Raw genomic sequence first — 16,901 nt, 5'->3', positions numbered from 1 at the left:
GGGTTGTAAACTAGCATTGGGAATACTTCTCAATTGCATGAAAATCTGCAGCCATGAGCGAAACCCTTCCCGCGAATAATGCCAATCACCTGCGCGCGATCGAAGCCCTGTACAGCGGCCATCACGGCTGGCTGTATGCGACGCTGAGAAAAAAACTGGGAAACGCCATGGATGCGGCGGATCTGGCGCAGGACACCTTCACCCGTATCCTTGCCTCCCAGGTCACCGTCATTGAGCAGCCGCGTGCGTATCTGAGCTGCGTGGCCAAGGGCATTCTGGTCAACTGGTATCAGCGCAAGGCACTGGAACGTGCCTACCTGGACGCCCTCGCCCATGTGCCGGCGCCGGAGGTGCCTTCCCCGGAATTGCGTTTCATGGTGCTAGAAACCCTGCATGAAATCGACGCGATGCTCGACGCCCTGCCGCCGCTGGTCAAACGCGCCTTTCTGTTGTCGCAGATCAGCGGCCTTAAATACGACGACATCGCCGAGCAGTTGGGCGTGTCGCTGATCACCGTCAAACGCTACATGAAGCAAGCCTTCGTGCAGTGCCTGTTGCTGGTGGAGTGAATGCTCAGCCGCCGCCATGAGCCGCACCTCGATCACCAGGCCCTGGAAGAAGCCGCCGACTGGTTGATCCGCATGAGTGAAGGCGAACTCAGCGACAGCGAACGCGGCGAATGGGAATACTGGAAAGCCAGCACCCTCGAGCGCGGTCGTGCCTGGGCGCGGGCGCAGTTGTTGCAGAGCAAACTCGGCGGCCTGCCACCATCCTTGGCGATGTCGGCGCTCGATCGCCCGAGCAGCCCGGAGCGCCGTGCGGCGTTGGGCAAACTGGCGATGATTCTGGCGATCCTGCCGGCCGGTTGGGGCAGCTGGAAGCTGGCAGAGTCGCAGCAATGGTCAGCCGACTATCGCACTGCCGTTGGCCAGCAACGCGAGCTGACCCTGGCCGACGGCTCGAAAATCACCCTGAACACCGACACCGCCATCGACGTGCTGTTCGACGCCAATCAACGCCTCATCCACCTGCGCGAAGGCGAAATACTGGTGCAGACCGCGCCGGACATTTCACCGTTGGCGCGACCGTTTCTGGTCAGCACCCGTCAAGGTCGGATGCAGGCGCTGGGCACGCGTTTCACCGTGCGCGAACTGCAACCGCGCACCCACCTCGCCGTGCTGGAAGGCGCGGTCAAAGTCGAGCTCGCGGACAATCGCCAGACCACGCCGCTGATCGTCAACGCCGGTCAACGCACCGACTTCTCGTCCCACACCTTTGGCCAGCTCAGCGTTGCCGACCGTTATGTCGGTGCCTGGACGCAAGGCATGCTGATGGCTGACAAGATGCGCTTGGCCGACTTCGTCGAAGAACTGACGCGCTATCGCCGTGGCTTCGTGCGCCTCGATCCGGCAATCGCGGATCTGCGCATTTCCGGCGCCTACCCGATCAGCGACAGCCAGCGCACCCTGAACATGCTGGCGCAAACCTACCCGATCCTCGTCAGCGGCCATTTGAATGGCTACTGGGTCATGCTCTCTCCGGCCTGAGTGAAAAAATATTTGCCTTAGGCTGATACTTTTTCCGATCTCGACTGGCTATTGGGGAGAAGCACCTTTTCGTCCTGTTTATAGGCTCATTCATCCATGCTTGCCGCACGCCATCTGCGCCCGGAACGTCAGCTCAACCCCGTTGTTCGCAGTGCGTTGCTAAGCCTTGTCCTGATCGGTGCCGTTTGCCCGTTTGCCTTGGCCGCCGTGCCGGTGCAACTGGACGCTGTCGCGGTTCGTGCCTACAACATTCCCGTCGGGCCGCTGGGTGCGACCCTGTCGAGCTTCGCCGTGGACGCCAACATTGCCCTGTCGTTCGAGCCCTTGCTGGCCGAAGGCCTGACCAGCCCTGCGCTGATCGGCCATTACTCGACGCAGGAGGCGGTCAATCGCTTGCTGGCGGGCAGTGGCCTGGACATGGTCTTGCGCAGTGACGGCAGCTACACATTGGTGCCACGCCGGGTGACGCTGGATGAAACATCGATCATCGGCACCGAAAAGCGCGCCGATTCCCTGCCAGAAGTGTATGCAGGTGGACAAGTGGCCAACGGCGGGCGCTTGGGCATTCTTGGCAATACGGATGTCATGGACGCCCCCTTCAGCATCAGCACCTACACCTCGTCGCTGATCAAGGATCAACAGGCCGTCACCGTCGGCGATGTGCTGGAACGTGATTCCTCGGTGCGATCCACTGGCCAGACGGGAGGGATTGTCGACTCCTTCTTCATCCGTGGCTTTCCCGTCGGCGAAGGCAACCTCGGTGAACTGGCCTTCGACGGCGTGTACGGCGTGGCGCCCAATTACCGCGTGTTCACCGAATACGCCGAGCGCATCGAACTGGTCAAAGGTCCCGGCGCCCTGCTCTACGGCATGTCACCCAACAACGCGGTCGGCGGCGTAATCAACGTGGTGCCGAAACGCTCCCTCGATGAAGACCTGACCCGTTTCACCGCCAGTTACGCCATGGATTCTCAGGCCGGTGGCCATCTCGATGTCAGTCGCCGCTTCGGTGAAGAGCGCCGTTTTGGCGTGCGCTTCAACGGCAGTACGCAACTGGGCAACACGGCGATCGACGATCAATCGCGCCACGTCGACATCGGCGCGATTTCCCTCGACTATCAGGGCGAACGCCTGCGCACAACCTTCGACTGGCTCAACCAGAAAGAAAGCTTCGACGCCGCTTCGCGGCCGTTCCTGATTGCTCCGGGCGTGGACATTCCTTCCGCCGCCAACGGTCGCAGCAACGTCAGTCAGGATTGGGGCTGGTCGAAAACCCGTGACAAATCGGCGCTGCTCAGCGGCGAATATGACCTCAGCGACGCATTGACGGTGTTCGCCCATGCCGGCGGCGGCAAATCGGATGTGGCGCGAATGTCCGACCAGACGCCGACCATTATCAATGCCGCAGGCGACACCTCATCGATCCCCGGTTACTACAAGTTCGAAGTCGAGCGTTACACCGTTGATACCGGTGCGCGGCTGCGCTTCGATACCGGGCCGATCAGTCACCGCACCACTGTGCAGGTCAGTCGCTATCGCGATGTGTTGTCGCGCGGGATCATTTCCGGCGCACCGATCCTGTCGAACATTTATCACCCGGTGGATCGCCCGCAACCTTACATCCCCAAGCCGGATACGCCGAAGGTCTCGCAGAGCGAACTGACTGGCGTGGCGCTTGCCGACACGCTGTCGATTCTCGATGACCGCGCGCAGGTAACCCTGGGCTTGCGCAAACAGAACATCAAATCCGACAACTACAACGCCGCCGGCGTGGTGACCACGTCCTACGACGACGGCCGGACGACCCCGTTGTTCGGCGCGGTGATCAAGCCTTGGGACCACGTTTCGTTCTACTACAACTACCTCGAAGGGCTGAGCAAGGGCGACATCGCGCCTTCCACCGCGTCCAACGCTGGCGAGATCTTTGCCCCTTATGTTTCCCGCCAGCACGAACTCGGGGTCAAAGCCGATTACGGCACGTTCACCTCCACCATCAGCCTGTTTCAGATCACCAAACCCAGCGGCGAACTGGCCTCCGGGGTGTTCTCGGTGCAGGGCGAACAACGCAATCGCGGGCTGGAGCTGAACGTGTTCGGCGAAGTCACGCCGGGCACTCGCCTGCTCGGCGGCGTGACCCTGCTTAATGCCGAACTGACGAAAACCGGCGTGGCCGCCAACCGCGGCAACAAACCGGTCGGCGTGCCCGAGGTTCAGGTCAACCTCTGGGCCGAATGGGACACCTCTTGGGTCGAGGGGCTGACACTGACCGGAGGCGCGATCCACACCGGCAGCCAGTACGTGAACCAGGCCAACACACAAAAACTCGATGACTGGACCCGCTTCGATGTCGGCGCCCGCTACAGCACGCGCATCGATGATCGACCGACCACGTTTCGCGCCACCGTGCAGAACGTGTTCGATCACGAGTACTGGTCGGGCGTCGCTTCCTACGGCGCGTTCTCCCAAGGCTCACCGCGCACCTTATTACTGTCGGCGACTGTCGATTTCTGAAACGTTCAGCCGGACAGCGGTGTGAGCCGTTGGCCGAACTGACCTTTGCAAAGGCTTTGACCATGGTGATTTTCGATCGACGCAGCCTCGCGTTGGCTGCGCTGTTACTGGCAGGACTGCTGAGCCTGTCTGCGCTGGCGCCGCGCAATGCAAACGCCACCGAAGCGGATACGGCGCGCACCGAAGTGACCGATCTGCTCGGGCGCAAGGTCAAGGTGCATCTGCCGGTCAGACGGGTCATCCTCGGTGAAGGCCGGCAGTTGTATCTGGTCGCCGCATTGGACACACAGAATCCGATCGAACGCATCGTCGGCTGGCGCAAGGACCTGATCCAGTCCGACCCGGACACCTACAATGCCTACCTGCGCAAATTCCCCGGCATTGCCAAAATCCCCACCTTCGGCGGCTTTGAAGACGGCACCTTTGATATCGAACAAGCGATCTCGCAGCGCCCGGATGTGATCATCCTCAATATCGAAGCGCAGCACGCCACCGAAGATGCACGCTACATCGAGAAGCTCGACGCTTTGGGCATCCCGGTGGTGTACGTCGACTTTCGCAACAACCCGATGCAGAACACCGAACCGACCATGCGTCTGTTCGGCAAACTGTTCGGTAAAGAGCAACGCGCCGAAGCCTTCATTGATTTTCGCAACCAGCAGATTCACCGCGTCACCGACGTCATCGAGAAACAGCACCCACCGCGTCCAAGCGTGTTCATTGAGCGCATTGGCGGCTACACCGACGATTGCTGCCTGAGTTTCGGCAACGAGAACTTTGGTCTGTTTGTCGACATGGCCGGCGGCAACAACATCGCCCGGGGGATCATCCCGACCACGTTCGGCCAGTTGAATCCCGAGCAGGTCATCGTCGCCAATCCGGCGCACGTGGTGGTCACCACGGCCAACTGGGAAGCCTTTGCACCCGGTGGCCACTGGGTCGGTGTCGGGCCCGGCGCCGACATGAACCAGGCACGGAAAAAACTCGCGTGGTATACGCAGCGTCCGGCCTACGCCGGGATCAAGGCTCAGGAGACACAAGCCTTCCACGCCATCTGGCATCAGTTCTACAACAGCCCTTATCAGTTCGTGGCCATTCAGCAATTGGCCAAATGGTTTCACCCGGAGCTGTTTGCCGATCTCGACCCGGACGCCTCCTTCCGCGAACTGCACGAGCGTTTTCTGCCTGTGCCGTATGAGCCGGGCTACTTCGTCAGCCTGCGTAATCCTGAGGTCAAACCATGAGTTCGTTGACCGAGACCGTCGAGGTGCAGCGCGAAACCTATCGGCGACTGGTGCTGCGTAAACGCCTGATCCTCGCCGGGCTGGTGGTTCTGTTGCTGTGCAGTGTGCTGCTCGATCTGGCACTGGGCCCGGCGAGTTACAGTTTCAGCGAAGTGCTTGGCGCATTGTTTTCACCGGACAGCGCGTCTCCACAAGTGCGCGTGGTGATGTGGGACATTCGTCTGCCGGTGGCGCTGATGGCAGTGGCGGTCGGCGCGGCGCTGTCGCTGGCCGGCGCGCAGATGCAGACCATCCTCAACAACCCGCTGGCCAGTCCGTTCACCTTGGGTATTTCCGCCGCCGCCAGTTTCGGCGCGGCGCTGGGCCTGGCCTTCGGTGTGGCGTTGTTCCCGCTGGCCGCGCAATTCATGGTGCCGCTCAACGCCTTCATCATGGCCATGCTCTCGGCGCTGTTGATTCACTTTCTGAGCATGCGCCGTGGCGTCACTGCCGAAACCATCGTGCTGCTCGGCATCGCGCTGGTATTCACTTTCAATGCGCTGCTGGCGCTGGTGCAGTTCTTCGCCACCGAGCAAGCCGTCGCCGCCGTGGTGTTCTGGACCATGGGCAGCCTGACCAAAGCCACCTGGCCGAAACTCGGGGTGATTTGTCTGGTGATCCTGATCACCCTGCCGATTTTCGCCAAACGCGCCTGGGCCTTGACCGCCCTGCGCCTGGGCGACGACAAGGCTGCCAGTTTCGGCATCAACGTGCGCAGCCTGCGCTTTCAGACGCTGATCATGGTCAGCCTGCTCGCCTCGTTTCCCGTGGCCTTCGTCGGCACCATCGGCTTTATCGGTCTGGTCGGCCCGCACATCGCGCGCATGCTGATCGGTGAAGATCAGCGCTTCTTTTTACCGGCCTCCTTGCTCACCGGTTCGCTGATTCTCTCGGCCAGTTCGGTGGTCAGCAAAACCCTGATCCCCGGTGCGATTTTCCCCATCGGCGTGGTCACCTCACTGATCGGCGTGCCGTTCTTCATTTCACTGATTCTCGGCGGGAAGAAAAACTCATGGTGACGCTGCAACTGGAAAATCTCGGCGCCCGCTACGGTCAGCGCGAGATCATTCGTGGTGTCTCGACGGCGACGTTTTCTGGCGGTCAGGTGGTGGCCGTGGTCGGGCCCAATGCGGCCGGCAAATCGACGTTGTTCAAACGTATGGCCGGGCTGATCGATGGCCCCGGGCAGGTGATTTTGCAGGGCTCGAAAAAAGGCTCGAGCGGCATCAGCTACATGCCGCAAGGCCTGAATGCCAGTGCGCGTTTGACGGTGTACGAATCCGTGCTGCTGGCGCGCAAGCAACTGACGCCGGGCTGGGTGGTCCATGATGATGAGCTGAAACTGGTCGACGAGATTCTCGCCGCGCTGGGCATCACCGGGCTGTCGTTCCGTAACCTTGGTGAACTCAGCGGCGGTCAGCAGCAGTTGGTCTCCATCGCCCAGACGCTGGTGCGCGAGCCGGAAATCCTGCTGATGGACGAACCGACCAGCGCCCTCGACATGCATCGACAAGTGCAAGTGCTGAACTTCATGCGCAGCCTCGCGCGCAAACGCGAGGTGATTGTGTTCATTGCCATCCATGATCTGAATCAGGCGTTGCGCTTCGCCGATCAGGTGTTGGTGATTGCTGATGGCACCAGTCAGGGGAGCGGCCCGAGCAATGAGGTGATCACCGAACAGATGCTGCGCGATGTCTACAAGGTTGAGGCGCGCATCGAGCAGTGCAGCCGTGGGGTAAACCACATTCTGATCGACGACATCGTATGAAGTGCAATCGCTGCTGGCAACGGTGCAGCGCGGTGTTGTAACGTTGTGCCCGCCTCGTGCCAAGCGCCAATCAGCGCCGATCTTTGCCGTAGAGCATTGCTCGTCGAGAAGTGGCAAAACACCGTCGTCACTGGACTGGCCGTCAATAATTTCAGGAAGAAAAAGGCATGAAAATCACAGCCATTTCACCGTTGAACAGCGCAACACCGCAGTCTATTGTCGACCTGATATCGACCCTTCGTTCAGACCTCGTTGTACTGCCAGGCTTCGCAGAAAACATTCCTGCTGCAGCGGCCATTCAGAAAGTACTCCACCCCGGCACCAAGGTTTTCCTGGAGTCGGGAAAGAAGCAATCAGTCACTCCCTGGCTCGTTTCCCCGACGGAAATCATCGGGATGCCAAAGCAGATTTTTGCTCAAGCCCCAAACGCTGAAAACTTGCGACAACTGGAATCGAGTTTTCAGGGCCGGACGTTCAAGATCCGCCATCGTGAGGTCTCATTCATACTCTGCGGTGAAATCAACGCCTTCAACACCGATGGTTTGGCGAAAGCTGAAATCCAACTGCCTTTTGACGTTCTGGTGAATCCGGCCCACTCACTGATGGGCCGTTGGCATATTCTCGGTGCCAAGCTCCGTGCTCTGTCTGTCGGTCGCACAGTCGTACACGTCGCGAATAACGCCAAAGGGAGTCGTTCGCCCACTACAGATGTTCGTATCTACCACGACGGAGCACCCGTGGGAGTAAAGGAGCGCAACGACAGTGCGGCGTGGTGCACGTTTCAGCTAAGCGCCTGAAAGACGCCTTGCGACCACCTGCATTCGCGGTGCAACCGGGCTAATACTTCGTCATCAGCGCTCCGATAGACCCGAGTCGGAATCATGGATCGACTTGTGCCATCAGCTCTGGCACCGATTCCGGGCGCTTGGCGTAGCGCTGCGCCAGCACCGCACAGACCATCAACTGGATCTGATGGAACAGCATCAACGGCAGGATCAGCACGCCGATGGTGCTGCCGGCAAACAACACCTGCGCCATCGGCACGCCGGTGGCCAGGCTCTTTTTCGAACCGCAGAACAGAATGGTGATGCGGTCTTCCTGGCTGAAGCCGAATGCCTTGCCGAGCAACGTCGACGCCAGCAGCACCAGCGCCAAAAGAATGCAGCAGACCACCACCAATCCCAGCAGATCAACGACCGGAATCTGATGCCAGATGCCTTCGTTGACGGCCTCGCTGAACGCGCCGTAGACGACCAGCAAAATCGAGCCCTGATCGACGAACTTCAGCCAGTTCTTGTTGCGTCCGACCCACGCGCCGATCCAGCGCCGGGCGATCTGTCCGGCAATGAATGGCAGGAGCAATTGCACGCTGATTTTCAGGATCGCATCCAGCGTCGAACCACCATCACCGTGGACGTCGAGCAGCAACGTGACCAACAGCGGCGTGAGGAAAATCCCGAACAGGCTCGATGCCGCCGCGCTGCAGATCGCCGCCGGAATGTTGCCCCGGGCCAGCGAGGTGAACGCGATCGCCGACTGCACCGTGGCCGGTAGTGCGCACAGGTAGAGCATGCCCATGTACAGCTTGTCGCCGATCAGCGGAGACAACAGCGGTTTCAGCGCCAGCCCGAGAATCGGGAACAGCACAAAGGTCAGGCCAAACACCAGCAAATGCAGGCGCCAGTGGCCGGCGCCAGCGATGATCGACTCACGGGACAGTTTGGCGCCGTGCAAGAAAAACAGCAGCGCGATGGCGATGTTGGTCAGCCAGCCGAAGCCGACGGCGACCTGGCCGCTGGCCGGCAGGAAGCTGGCCAGCAATACGACGCCGATCAGCGTCAGGGTGAAGTTGTCGGGCAAAAAGCGGGGGCGAGTCATGGTCGGTTCATCCGGGGGTTGCCAGGGCGTGCCGACGACTCTAACGTGGCTGCGGATTACCGACTAACGCCGAAGGGCCACGAGATGCCGCCTAAAGGACATGACAAAAGCGTGCGTCGCAGCATTCCCGGGCTGCCCAGCCTGCCGCGTCCACTCTACGGGCGCACCGAATCGCTGCCCAATCGCGCCCTGACTCGGCGCCACAGCCACCCGTGGGTGCAGTTGTCCTATGCGATTCAGGGTGTGCTGGAAATCCAGACCAGCGTCGGCCGCTTCGTCGCCCCGCCGGAGCGCGCGGTGTGGATCCCGGCGGGCGTGCCGCATCGGGTGTTCAGCTCGCCGCACACCGAAATGCGCAGCCTCTACATCGACTGCAGCGTTGCCGGATGGGCGCTCAAGCGTTGTCACGTGCTCGGCGTCAGCGATCTGCTCAGGGAACTGATCCGCGCGTTCAGTCAGGTTCCGGTGGAATACGACCAGAGCGGCCCGCATGGACGCCTCGCCCAAGTGATCCTCGATCAACTGGCCGAAGCGCCGCAGATCGACCTGATGTTGCCGTTGCCGCAAGACGCCCGCTTAAAGCAGATCTACCAGAGCCTGGAACACCATCCGGAACAGCAAACCACGCTGAGCCACTGGAGCGAGAAGTTCGGCGTCACCGAGAAGACCCTCACCCGTCTGTTTCTGCGCGACACCGGCCTGACCTTCCGCGCCTGGCGCCAGCGCTTGCGCCTGCTTGGTGCACTGACGCCGTTGGAGAAAGGTGAACGCGTTACCGATGTTGCGCTGGCCTGTGGTTACGACTCGACGTCGGCGTTTATCGCGGCGTTTCGACAGCAGTTTGGTGAAACGCCGGGGGAGTTTTTTCGCTGATCAGCGATCCGCCAGTTCTTCCAGCAAGTCCGCTGACGGCACGAAATAAAGGCTGCCGGTAACCGCCGTGCTGAAATCCAGCAACTTGTCGTAGTTACCCGGTGGCTTGCCGACGAACATGTTTTCCAGCATCTGCTCCATCGGCTCGGGCGAGCGCGCGTAGCCGATGAAGAAGGTGCCGAACTCCCCTGCTCCCGGTCGGCCGAACGGCATGTTGTCACGGAGGATCTTCACTTCCTCGCCTTGTGCGTTGGTAATGGTGGTCAGTGCACTGTGCGAGTTGCTCGGTTTGACCGCGTCATCCAGCTCGATGTCGGACAGTTTCGTGCGACCAATCACGCGTTCCTGCGCCTCAACGCTCAAGCCGTTCCATGCGGTCATGTTGTGCAGGTATTTCTGCACCAGCACGTAGCTACCGCCACTGAAGCCCGGATCTTCGTCACCGACGATGGCGAAGTTGAGCGCTTTGCGCCCGACCGGGTTTTCCGTGCCGTCGACAAAACCGATGATGCTGCGCATGTCGAAATAGCGAAAACCTTGCACTTCGTCGACCACGGTCACCGCATCGTCGAGAACCGCCATGATCTGCGTGGCCAGTTCAAAACACAGGTCCATTTGATCGGCGCGAATGTGCAGCAGGAGATCACCCGGGGTTGCCGGGGCATGTCGCCCTTCCCCGCCAAATTCGCGAAAACCGTGCAGCGACGCCGGGCGCGGATCGCCGAACAGGCGATCCCAGGCGTTCGAGGAAAAGCCGCAAATGCAGGTCAGATTGCCGGTCGGGACACGCTTGCCAACCGACCGCACCAGCCCGGCGACATCGCCGCACCAGTCTTTGACGGTTTGCGCGGCTTCAGCCCCCGGATTCAACGTCGCGACGATGAAAATTGCGCTGCTGGTGATCGGACTGCACACCGCTTGAGGTTCGAGAATGTCGGTATTCATCGTTGAAAACATTGCTCCGTAAAAAGTGCCCGAGCTGTTAACGAGGGCGGATAGTTCGTTTTTATCGAACTGTTGCGCAGAAATAAACGATTTTTCTTTGCGGCAATCCCGTCGCTAGCATGGCCTCGTCTGACCCCAATCGAAGAATAGACAGGGAGCGTGACATGCCAGCCACAAACATCAATATCGGCGAACCGTGGATGTGGGCCGCCTTCATCGTCTTCGTGCTTGCCATGCTGGCATTGGACCTGTTTGTCTTCGGTGGGCGCAAGGCGCATCGGGTATCAGTGCGCGAAGCCTTGTCCTGGGTCATCGCCTGGTGCTTGCTGGCACTGAGTTTCGCCGCCCTGCTCTGGTGGTATCTGCACGGCGCGTTCGGCGCTGACATCGCGCGGGAGAAGACCCTCGAATTCCTGACTGGATATTTGATCGAGCAGTCGCTGTCGATCGACAATATGTTCGTCTTCGTGATGATCTTCAGTTACTTCGCCGTGCCGCCGGAGTTACAGCGGCGGGTGCTGCTGTACGGCGTGCTCGGGGCGATCGTGATGCGCGCGGTGATGATTTTTGCCGGGGTGTGGCTGGTGTCGCAGTTTGAATGGCTGCTGTATGCGTTCGGCGTGTTCCTGATCTTCACCGGGATCAAGATGCTGGTGTTTGCCGACCACCAACCGGACCTGGACAAGAATCCGTTGCTGCGCTGGGTGCGCGGGCATATGCGCATCACCAGCGGGTTTCATGGCGAACGGTTTTTCGTCCTGCAGAACGGCGTGCGCTGGGCCACGCCGATGTTTCTGGTGCTGGTGTTGATCGAGGCCAGTGACCTGATGTTCGCAGTGGACAGCATCCCGGCGATCTTCGCCGTGACGACTGATCCGTTCATTGTCTTCACCTCGAATATCTTCGCGATCATGGGATTGCGCGCGCTGTATTTCCTGCTGGCGGACATGGCTGACCGCTTTCACTTGCTCAAGTATGGGCTGGCGATTGTGCTGGTGTTTATCGGCGGCAAAATGGTGTTGATGCCGTGGTTGCACATGCCGGTGGAGTGGTCGCTGGCGGTGGTGGGCGGGGTCATCCTGAGTTCGGTTTTGCTGAGCCTATTGACCACCAGAGAGAGCGAACGCAGCACTGAATGACACCGCACAAAACCCTGTGGGAGCGAGCCTGCTCGCGAAGGCGTCGGACCAGTCAACATCGAAGTTGAATGACACTCCCCTTTCGCGAGCAGGCTCGCTCCCACATTTGGATTGCGGTGGTGGTTACTTATCGGACTTGATGCTGGTCCACACCCGTGTACGCACACGCTCAAGTTTCTGCGGCAACGGCTGCACAACGTAGAGGTTTTTCAGCGCTTCCGGGGTCGGCGTCAGGTTCGGGTTGCCGGTGATTTCCTTGTTGATCAGCGGCATCGAATCCTTGTTCGCATTCGGGTAACCGAGGAAGTCGCTGATCGGCGCGATCACTTTCGGGTCGAGCAAGGTGTTGAGGAATTCGTGGGCCTCGCTGACGTTTTTCGCGCTCTTCGGAATCGCGAAAGTGTCGAACCAGATCGGCGCGCCTTCCTTCGGCAAGCGCCAGTCAACCACTACGCCGTTGCCGGCTTCTTTGGCGCGGTTGCCGAACTGGTAGAAGCTGCCGGAGTAACCGATGGCCACGCAGATGTCGCCGTTGGCGATGTCGGTCATGTACTTGGCCGAGTTGAAATAGGTCACGTACGGGCGAACCTTAAGCATCAACTCCTTGGCCTTTTCATAATCGGCGGGGTTCTGGCTGTTCGGATCGAGGCCCAGGTAATGCAGGGCCAACGGCAGGATTTCCGTCGGCGAATCAAGCATCGCCACGCCGCAGGATTTGAGTTTTTCCATGTTCTCCGGTTTGAACACCAGATCCCAGCTGTCCACCGGCGCGTTGTCACCCAATGCAGCCTTGACCTTGGCCGGGTTGAAGCCGATCAGCACGGTGCCGACCATGTAGGGGACGCCGTACAGGTTGCCCGGATCGTTCTTGCCCAGCAGTTTCAACAGTTCCGGATCCTGGTGGCTCCAGTTCGGCAGTTTCGATTTATCCAGCTTCTGAAACACGCCAGCCTTGATCTGCGTTTCGAGGAACTGGTTCGACGGCACCACCAGGTCGTAACCGGAGTTACCGGTCAGCAGTTTGGCTTCCAGGGATTCGTTGGTGTCGAAGGTGTCCCAGGTCACTTTGATGCCGCTTTTTGCGGCGAAATCCTTGGGCACGGACGGCAGGATGTAATCCGCCCAGTTGTACACGCGGAGTTCGCGTTGCTCAGCCTGGACGGCCCCGGCCAGCAGCGTCAGCCCACACACAGTGGCTCCCAGAATGCGTTTCATCGTGACCATGGTTGTTCCCCAAAAGGCAGCGTGAGTTCGATGGTTTTTATGTTCTGTACACGGCAGCGGCTGTAAAGGTAGCCAAGGGTAAAAAAGATTCAGCGTCTGGTTATGGTTTTGATTCTTGCTGACAGCGTAGCTGGAGCACAGTGGGGGATGGGCCAAAAGGGGATCGATGTGGCCAATTTGATTGACCGCCGGGATGCGGAAACAACAATGCCCGGCACTTGGCCGGGCATTGTTGAGTAACGGATCAGCTCAGTCGGTGTAACCCAATCTCGCCGCCCTGCTCTGCTGTGTCTGGCTGCGTGTTGCCAAGCAGTAATACAACGGCACGGTGACAACCAGGCCCACCAGCCAGGACAAGTCCGCACCCTCAACCAGATTGGCGTACGGTCCGACATACAGCGACGTGTTGGCGAATGGCAGTTGCACGAGGATGCCGATGAAATAAGCGATGATCGCGTGCAGGTTGAAGCGCCCGTAAACCCCGCCATCGGCGCGGAAGATCGAGCTGATGTCGTAGCAGCCGCGCTTGATCAGGTAGAAGTCGATCAGGTTGATCGACGCCCACGGCACCAGCACCAACAACAGCGCCAGAATCAAACCGATGAACTCGGAAATGAAATCCGCCGACGCACCCAGCGCGACCACGCAGCAACCGGCGAGCACCACGCTCGACAACACGACGCGCACCTTGATGCTCGGTGTCCATTGGCTGGCGAAGGTCTGGATCGAGGTGATGATCGAGAGCACCGCGCCATACAGATTCAGCGCGTTGTGACTGATGATATTGAGCAGAAACAGCACCATCAAAATCGGCCCCAGCCAACCGGTCGATTGCTTGACCGCGACCATCGCCTCGGTGCCTTCCGGGGTCGCCAGCACGGCCACCGCACCGAAGCTGAACGACAGAATCGTGCCCAGCGTCGCGCCCAGATAAGTCGCCCAGAACGGCTTGGCAATACCGATATCCGCTGGCAGGTAACGCGAGTAATCGGAAACGTACGGCGAAAAGCTGATCTGCCAGATGATCCCCAGCGACACCGTCGCCAGCCAGCCGGACAGGTTGAAACTGCCGCGAGTGAGAAAGTCCGCCGGCAAGTCATGGGCAAAGATATAGATGAACCCGGCCAGCAACGCGCTGCCCATCACCCAGGTGCCGATGCGATTCAGCGTGTGAATGAAGTTGTAGCCGATCACGCCAATCGCCGTGGCCGCCAGTGCGCCGATCAGAATGCTCAGCGGCGCCGGCACCGACGGCGCAATGCCGACGATGGATTTACCCGCCAGGACGATGTTGGAAATAAAGAAACCGATGTAGATCAGCGCGGCGAAGAACACGATCAGCAGCGCGCCGTAACGACCGAACTGGCCGCGACTCTGGACCATTTGCGGAATGCCCATACGCGGGCCTTGCGCCGACGCCAGCGCGATCACCACACCGCCGATCAGGTGCCCCAGCGCAATCGCCAGCAGCCCCCAGAGCAAATCGAGATGGAACACCTGAACCACCATGGCACCGGTGACGATGGGCAGGGGCGCAATGTTGGTGCTGAACCAAAGGGTGAACAGGTCGCGGGCCTTCCCGTGGCGTTCCGCGAGTGGGACGTAGTCGACCGTATGATTCTCGATCAACGGATCTTGCCGGGACATCTGGGACATATGCATGAACTCGAGTTTGTCTGTTCTTATCGTTGTATGAAGCCAAACCGGGGGGACTCTCTGGCCGCCCCTCAGATGCAGACCATATTATGGTATTCCAAACAATTCACAAGACTGATCCGTAGTTTGCGGTGCCAACTGATACGCCATCCTCGCTGAAACCGTGGCCTGCAGACCAGCCGCAAGCCCCGTAAATACTGAGTTTCCGACGAACGCAGCACGTTTATCGGTTCAGCTTAAAAGCCCTTGCAAAGATTGAATACTGGTATACCATCAGACCAACAAACACATAAAAACAGCAGCACCACACCCGAGGACCGACCAATGATCGATGCCGCCATCTACAAACAAGTCATGGGCTCGTTCCCGTCCGGCGTAACCGTTATCACCACCCTGGACGATGACGGTCAGATCGTCGGCCTGACTGCCAGCGCGTTCAGCTCGCTGTCGATGGACCCGGCGCTGGTGCTGTTCTGCCCCAACTACAGCTCTGATTCCTACCCGGTACTGATCAAGAACAAACGTTTTGCCATCCACGTTCTGTCCGGCGGCCAGCAAAGCGAAGCCTACGCCTTCGCCCGCAAAGGCAAAGACAAGGCGCAAGGCATCGAATGGACCTTAAGCGAACTGGGTAACCCGATCCTGGCCAACGCGACGGCTATCATCGAATGTGAACTGTGGCGCGAATACGAAGGCGGCGACCACGCCATCATGGTCGGCGCGGTGAAGAACCTGATCGTCCCCGAGCAAAACGCCGGCCCGCTGGTGTACTGCCACGGCAAGATGGGCGCCCTGCCCGTCCTGGCCTGATCGTCAGCCCCGCACAAATCAACTGTAGGAGTGAGCCTGCTCGCGATAGCGATTTATCCGATGTCGATATGTTTTCTGACACACCGCCATCGCGAGCAGGCTCACTCCTACAAGTTTTGTAGCCTCAACAACAAAAGATCCGAGGAAGCGTCATGAAATTTTCCCTGTTCATCCACATGGAACGCTGGGACGAAAGCGTCAGCCACCGCCAACTGTTCGAAGACCTCACCGAACTGACCCTGATGGCCGAGGCCGGCGGTTTCAGCACCGTGTGGATTGGCGAACACCACGCCATGGAATACACCATCTCGCCAAGCCCAATGCCACTGCTCGCCTACCTCGCCGCCAAAACCACCACCATCCACCTCGGCGCCGGCACCATCATCGCGCCGTTCTGGCATCCGCTACGCGTTGCCGGCGAATGCGCGTTGCTCGACGTGATCAGCAACGGGCGTATGGAAGTCGGCCTCGCCCGTGGCGCTTATCAGGTTGAATTCGATCGTATGGCCGGCGGCATGCCTGCCTCATCTGGTGGCCAGGCATTGCGCGAAATGGTCCCGGTGGTCCGCGCCCTGTGGCAAGGCGACTACGCCCACGACGGCGACATCTGGAAATTCCCCACCTCGACCAGCGTGCCAAAACCGATCCAAAAGCCGAATCCGCCAATGTGGATCGCCGCCCGCGACCCGGATTCACACAACTTCGCCGTGGCCAACGGCTGCAATGTGATGGTCACACCATTGATGAAGGGCGACGAAGAAGTCCTCGACCTGAAGAACAAGTTCCAGACCGCGCTGGACAACAATCCAGATGTACCGCGCCCGCAATTAATGGTGCTGCGTCACACCCATGTGCACACCGCTGATAATCCGGATGGCTGGAAAATCGGCGCGAAAGCGATCTCACGGTTTTATCGCACGTTCGATGCGTGGTTTGGCAACAAAGAAACACCGGTCAATGGCTTTCTGGCGCCGAGCCCGGAAGAGAAGTTTGCCGGACGTCCGGAGTTCGAACTGGAGAGTCTGCACAAGACGGCGATGATTGGTACGCCGGAAGAGATTATTCCGCGGATCAAGTATTACCAGGAACTGGGGGTGGATGAGTTCAGTTTCTGGTGTGACAACAGCTTGCCGCATGAGGAGAAGAAGAAGTCGTTGGAGTTGTTTATCAAGCATGTGGTGCCAGCGTTTCGGTAAGTGTTCTGCTGATTGAGCTTGACCTATGAAACGCCCCGACAGTGTTCGGGGCGTTTTATTTTTTGGCTATC

General features: G+C 59.6%; 15 protein-coding genes and 1 pseudogene. 12 read left to right on the top strand and 4 right to left on the bottom strand.

The features are described from left to right. Positions 1 to 53: 53 nt before the first annotated feature. The 7 genes from PspS49_RS12435 (at position 54) to PspS49_RS12405 (ending at position 7,906) form a co-directional block, all read left to right on the top strand. Complete coding sequence (locus PspS49_RS12435; RefSeq protein ID WP_016987079.1) at positions 54 to 569, top strand: sigma-70 family RNA polymerase sigma factor; 516 nt, start codon at positions 54 to 56, stop codon at positions 567 to 569. Beyond that, complete coding sequence (locus PspS49_RS12430) at positions 570 to 1,547, top strand: FecR domain-containing protein (protein ID WP_160039521.1); 978 nt, start codon at positions 570 to 572, stop codon at positions 1,545 to 1,547. Positions 1,548 to 1,643: 96 nt separating this feature from the next. Then, positions 1,644 to 4,058, top strand: a complete 2,415-nt coding sequence (locus PspS49_RS12425; protein ID WP_160039519.1) for a TonB-dependent receptor — start codon at positions 1,644 to 1,646, stop codon at positions 4,056 to 4,058. A 62-nt stretch (positions 4,059 to 4,120) separates the two neighbouring features. Then, on the top strand, positions 4,121 to 5,302 hold the full coding sequence (locus tag PspS49_RS12420; RefSeq protein ID WP_160042504.1) for an ABC transporter substrate-binding protein: 1,182 nt from the start codon (positions 4,121 to 4,123) through the stop codon (positions 5,300 to 5,302). Further along, positions 5,299 to 6,360: an iron ABC transporter permease gene (locus tag PspS49_RS12415; RefSeq protein WP_150751909.1), complete on the top strand. Its 1,062-nt coding sequence runs from the start codon at positions 5,299 to 5,301 to the stop codon at positions 6,358 to 6,360. The genes PspS49_RS12420 and PspS49_RS12415 overlap by 4 nt, the downstream gene beginning before the upstream one ends. Beyond that, positions 6,354 to 7,109, top strand: coding sequence for an ABC transporter ATP-binding protein (locus PspS49_RS12410; protein WP_127926863.1), 756 nt, complete (start codon positions 6,354 to 6,356; stop codon positions 7,107 to 7,109). Before PspS49_RS12415 ends, PspS49_RS12410 begins: the two co-directional genes overlap by 7 nt. A gap of 167 nt (positions 7,110 to 7,276) precedes the next feature. Continuing rightward, on the top strand, positions 7,277 to 7,906 hold the full coding sequence (locus PspS49_RS12405; RefSeq protein WP_116029146.1) for a hypothetical protein: 630 nt from the start codon (positions 7,277 to 7,279) through the stop codon (positions 7,904 to 7,906). Positions 7,907 to 7,988: 82 nt separating this feature from the next. On the opposite strand, the gene PspS49_RS12400 is transcribed toward PspS49_RS12405, so the two are convergent. Then, positions 7,989 to 8,987, bottom strand: coding sequence for a bile acid:sodium symporter family protein (locus tag PspS49_RS12400; RefSeq protein ID WP_160039517.1), 999 nt, complete (start codon positions 8,985 to 8,987; stop codon positions 7,989 to 7,991). Between the two features lie 84 nt (positions 8,988 to 9,071). Between PspS49_RS12400 and PspS49_RS12395 the strand changes: the two genes are divergently transcribed. Continuing rightward, positions 9,072 to 9,860, top strand: coding sequence for a helix-turn-helix transcriptional regulator (locus PspS49_RS12395; protein ID WP_095050072.1), 789 nt, complete (start codon positions 9,072 to 9,074; stop codon positions 9,858 to 9,860). Here the strand turns inward: PspS49_RS12395 and PspS49_RS12390 are convergent, their stop codons facing one another. Continuing rightward, positions 9,861 to 10,805 (bottom strand): Dyp-type peroxidase, encoded by a 945-nt coding sequence (locus tag PspS49_RS12390; RefSeq protein ID WP_160039515.1) that lies wholly within the window; start codon positions 10,803 to 10,805, stop codon positions 9,861 to 9,863. Positions 10,806 to 10,969: 164 nt separating this feature from the next. Here PspS49_RS12390 and PspS49_RS12385 point away from each other — a divergent pair, with 164 nt between their 5' ends. Both PspS49_RS12385 and PspS49_RS29815 read left to right on the top strand, forming a co-directional pair. Then, complete coding sequence (locus tag PspS49_RS12385) at positions 10,970 to 11,944, top strand: TerC family protein (RefSeq protein WP_160039513.1); 975 nt, start codon at positions 10,970 to 10,972, stop codon at positions 11,942 to 11,944. After that, positions 11,937 to 12,047, top strand: a pseudogene (locus tag PspS49_RS29815) (metal ABC transporter ATP-binding protein); the annotation flags it as partial. The gene PspS49_RS12385 and the pseudogene PspS49_RS29815, both read left to right, overlap by 8 nt. Before the next feature lie 20 nt (positions 12,048 to 12,067). Here PspS49_RS29815 and PspS49_RS12380 read toward each other — a convergent pair. Both PspS49_RS12380 and PspS49_RS12375 read right to left on the bottom strand, forming a co-directional pair. Beyond that, the gene (locus tag PspS49_RS12380) at positions 12,068 to 13,168 is read right to left on the bottom strand and encodes a polyamine ABC transporter substrate-binding protein (RefSeq protein WP_160039511.1); all 1,101 of its coding nucleotides are present in this window, start codon (positions 13,166 to 13,168) and stop codon (positions 12,068 to 12,070) included. Positions 13,169 to 13,417: 249 nt separating this feature from the next. Next, positions 13,418 to 14,824, bottom strand: coding sequence for a cytosine permease (locus PspS49_RS12375; protein ID WP_160039509.1), 1,407 nt, complete (start codon positions 14,822 to 14,824; stop codon positions 13,418 to 13,420). Positions 14,825 to 15,148: 324 nt separating this feature from the next. Between PspS49_RS12375 and PspS49_RS12370 the strand changes: the two genes are divergently transcribed. Then, positions 15,149 to 15,634, top strand: a complete 486-nt coding sequence (locus PspS49_RS12370) for a flavin reductase family protein (RefSeq protein ID WP_160039507.1) — start codon at positions 15,149 to 15,151, stop codon at positions 15,632 to 15,634. Positions 15,635 to 15,786: 152 nt separating this feature from the next. Continuing rightward, positions 15,787 to 16,830, top strand: a complete 1,044-nt coding sequence (locus PspS49_RS12365) for an LLM class flavin-dependent oxidoreductase (RefSeq protein WP_160039505.1) — start codon at positions 15,787 to 15,789, stop codon at positions 16,828 to 16,830. Positions 16,831 to 16,901: the final 71 nt, after the last annotated feature.

It is taken from the genome of Pseudomonas sp. S49, assembly GCF_009866785.1.
Lineage (GTDB): Bacteria > Pseudomonadota > Gammaproteobacteria > Pseudomonadales > Pseudomonadaceae > Aquipseudomonas.
Note: the sequence above shows the minus strand (reverse complement) of the source record. Positions and strands in the feature narration are given on the sequence as shown.

Bases quoted from the DNA above. Each gene is read 5' to 3' on its own strand.
- PspS49_RS12435 (WP_016987079.1), top strand. From the start codon at position 54: ATGAGCGAAACCCTTCCCGCGAATAATGCCAATCACCTGCGCGCGATC.
- PspS49_RS12430 (WP_160039521.1), top strand. From the start codon at position 570: ATGCTCAGCCGCCGCCATGAGCCGCACCTCGATCACCAGGCCCTGGAA.
- PspS49_RS12425 (WP_160039519.1), top strand. From the start codon at position 1,644: ATGCTTGCCGCACGCCATCTGCGCCCGGAACGTCAGCTCAACCCCGTT.
- PspS49_RS12420 (WP_160042504.1), top strand. From the start codon at position 4,121: ATGGTGATTTTCGATCGACGCAGCCTCGCGTTGGCTGCGCTGTTACTG.
- PspS49_RS12415 (WP_150751909.1), top strand. From the start codon at position 5,299: ATGAGTTCGTTGACCGAGACCGTCGAGGTGCAGCGCGAAACCTATCGG.
- PspS49_RS12410 (WP_127926863.1), top strand. From the start codon at position 6,354: ATGGTGACGCTGCAACTGGAAAATCTCGGCGCCCGCTACGGTCAGCGC.
- PspS49_RS12405 (WP_116029146.1), top strand. From the start codon at position 7,277: ATGAAAATCACAGCCATTTCACCGTTGAACAGCGCAACACCGCAGTCT.
- PspS49_RS12400 (WP_160039517.1), bottom strand. From the start codon at position 8,987: ATGACTCGCCCCCGCTTTTTGCCCGACAACTTCACCCTGACGCTGATC.
- PspS49_RS12395 (WP_095050072.1), top strand. From the start codon at position 9,072: ATGCCGCCTAAAGGACATGACAAAAGCGTGCGTCGCAGCATTCCCGGG.
- PspS49_RS12390 (WP_160039515.1), bottom strand. From the start codon at position 10,805: ATGAATACCGACATTCTCGAACCTCAAGCGGTGTGCAGTCCGATCACC.
- PspS49_RS12385 (WP_160039513.1), top strand. From the start codon at position 10,970: ATGCCAGCCACAAACATCAATATCGGCGAACCGTGGATGTGGGCCGCC.
- PspS49_RS12380 (WP_160039511.1), bottom strand. From the start codon at position 13,168: ATGGTCACGATGAAACGCATTCTGGGAGCCACTGTGTGTGGGCTGACG.
- PspS49_RS12375 (WP_160039509.1), bottom strand. From the start codon at position 14,824: ATGTCCCAGATGTCCCGGCAAGATCCGTTGATCGAGAATCATACGGTC.
- PspS49_RS12370 (WP_160039507.1), top strand. From the start codon at position 15,149: ATGATCGATGCCGCCATCTACAAACAAGTCATGGGCTCGTTCCCGTCC.
- PspS49_RS12365 (WP_160039505.1), top strand. From the start codon at position 15,787: ATGAAATTTTCCCTGTTCATCCACATGGAACGCTGGGACGAAAGCGTC.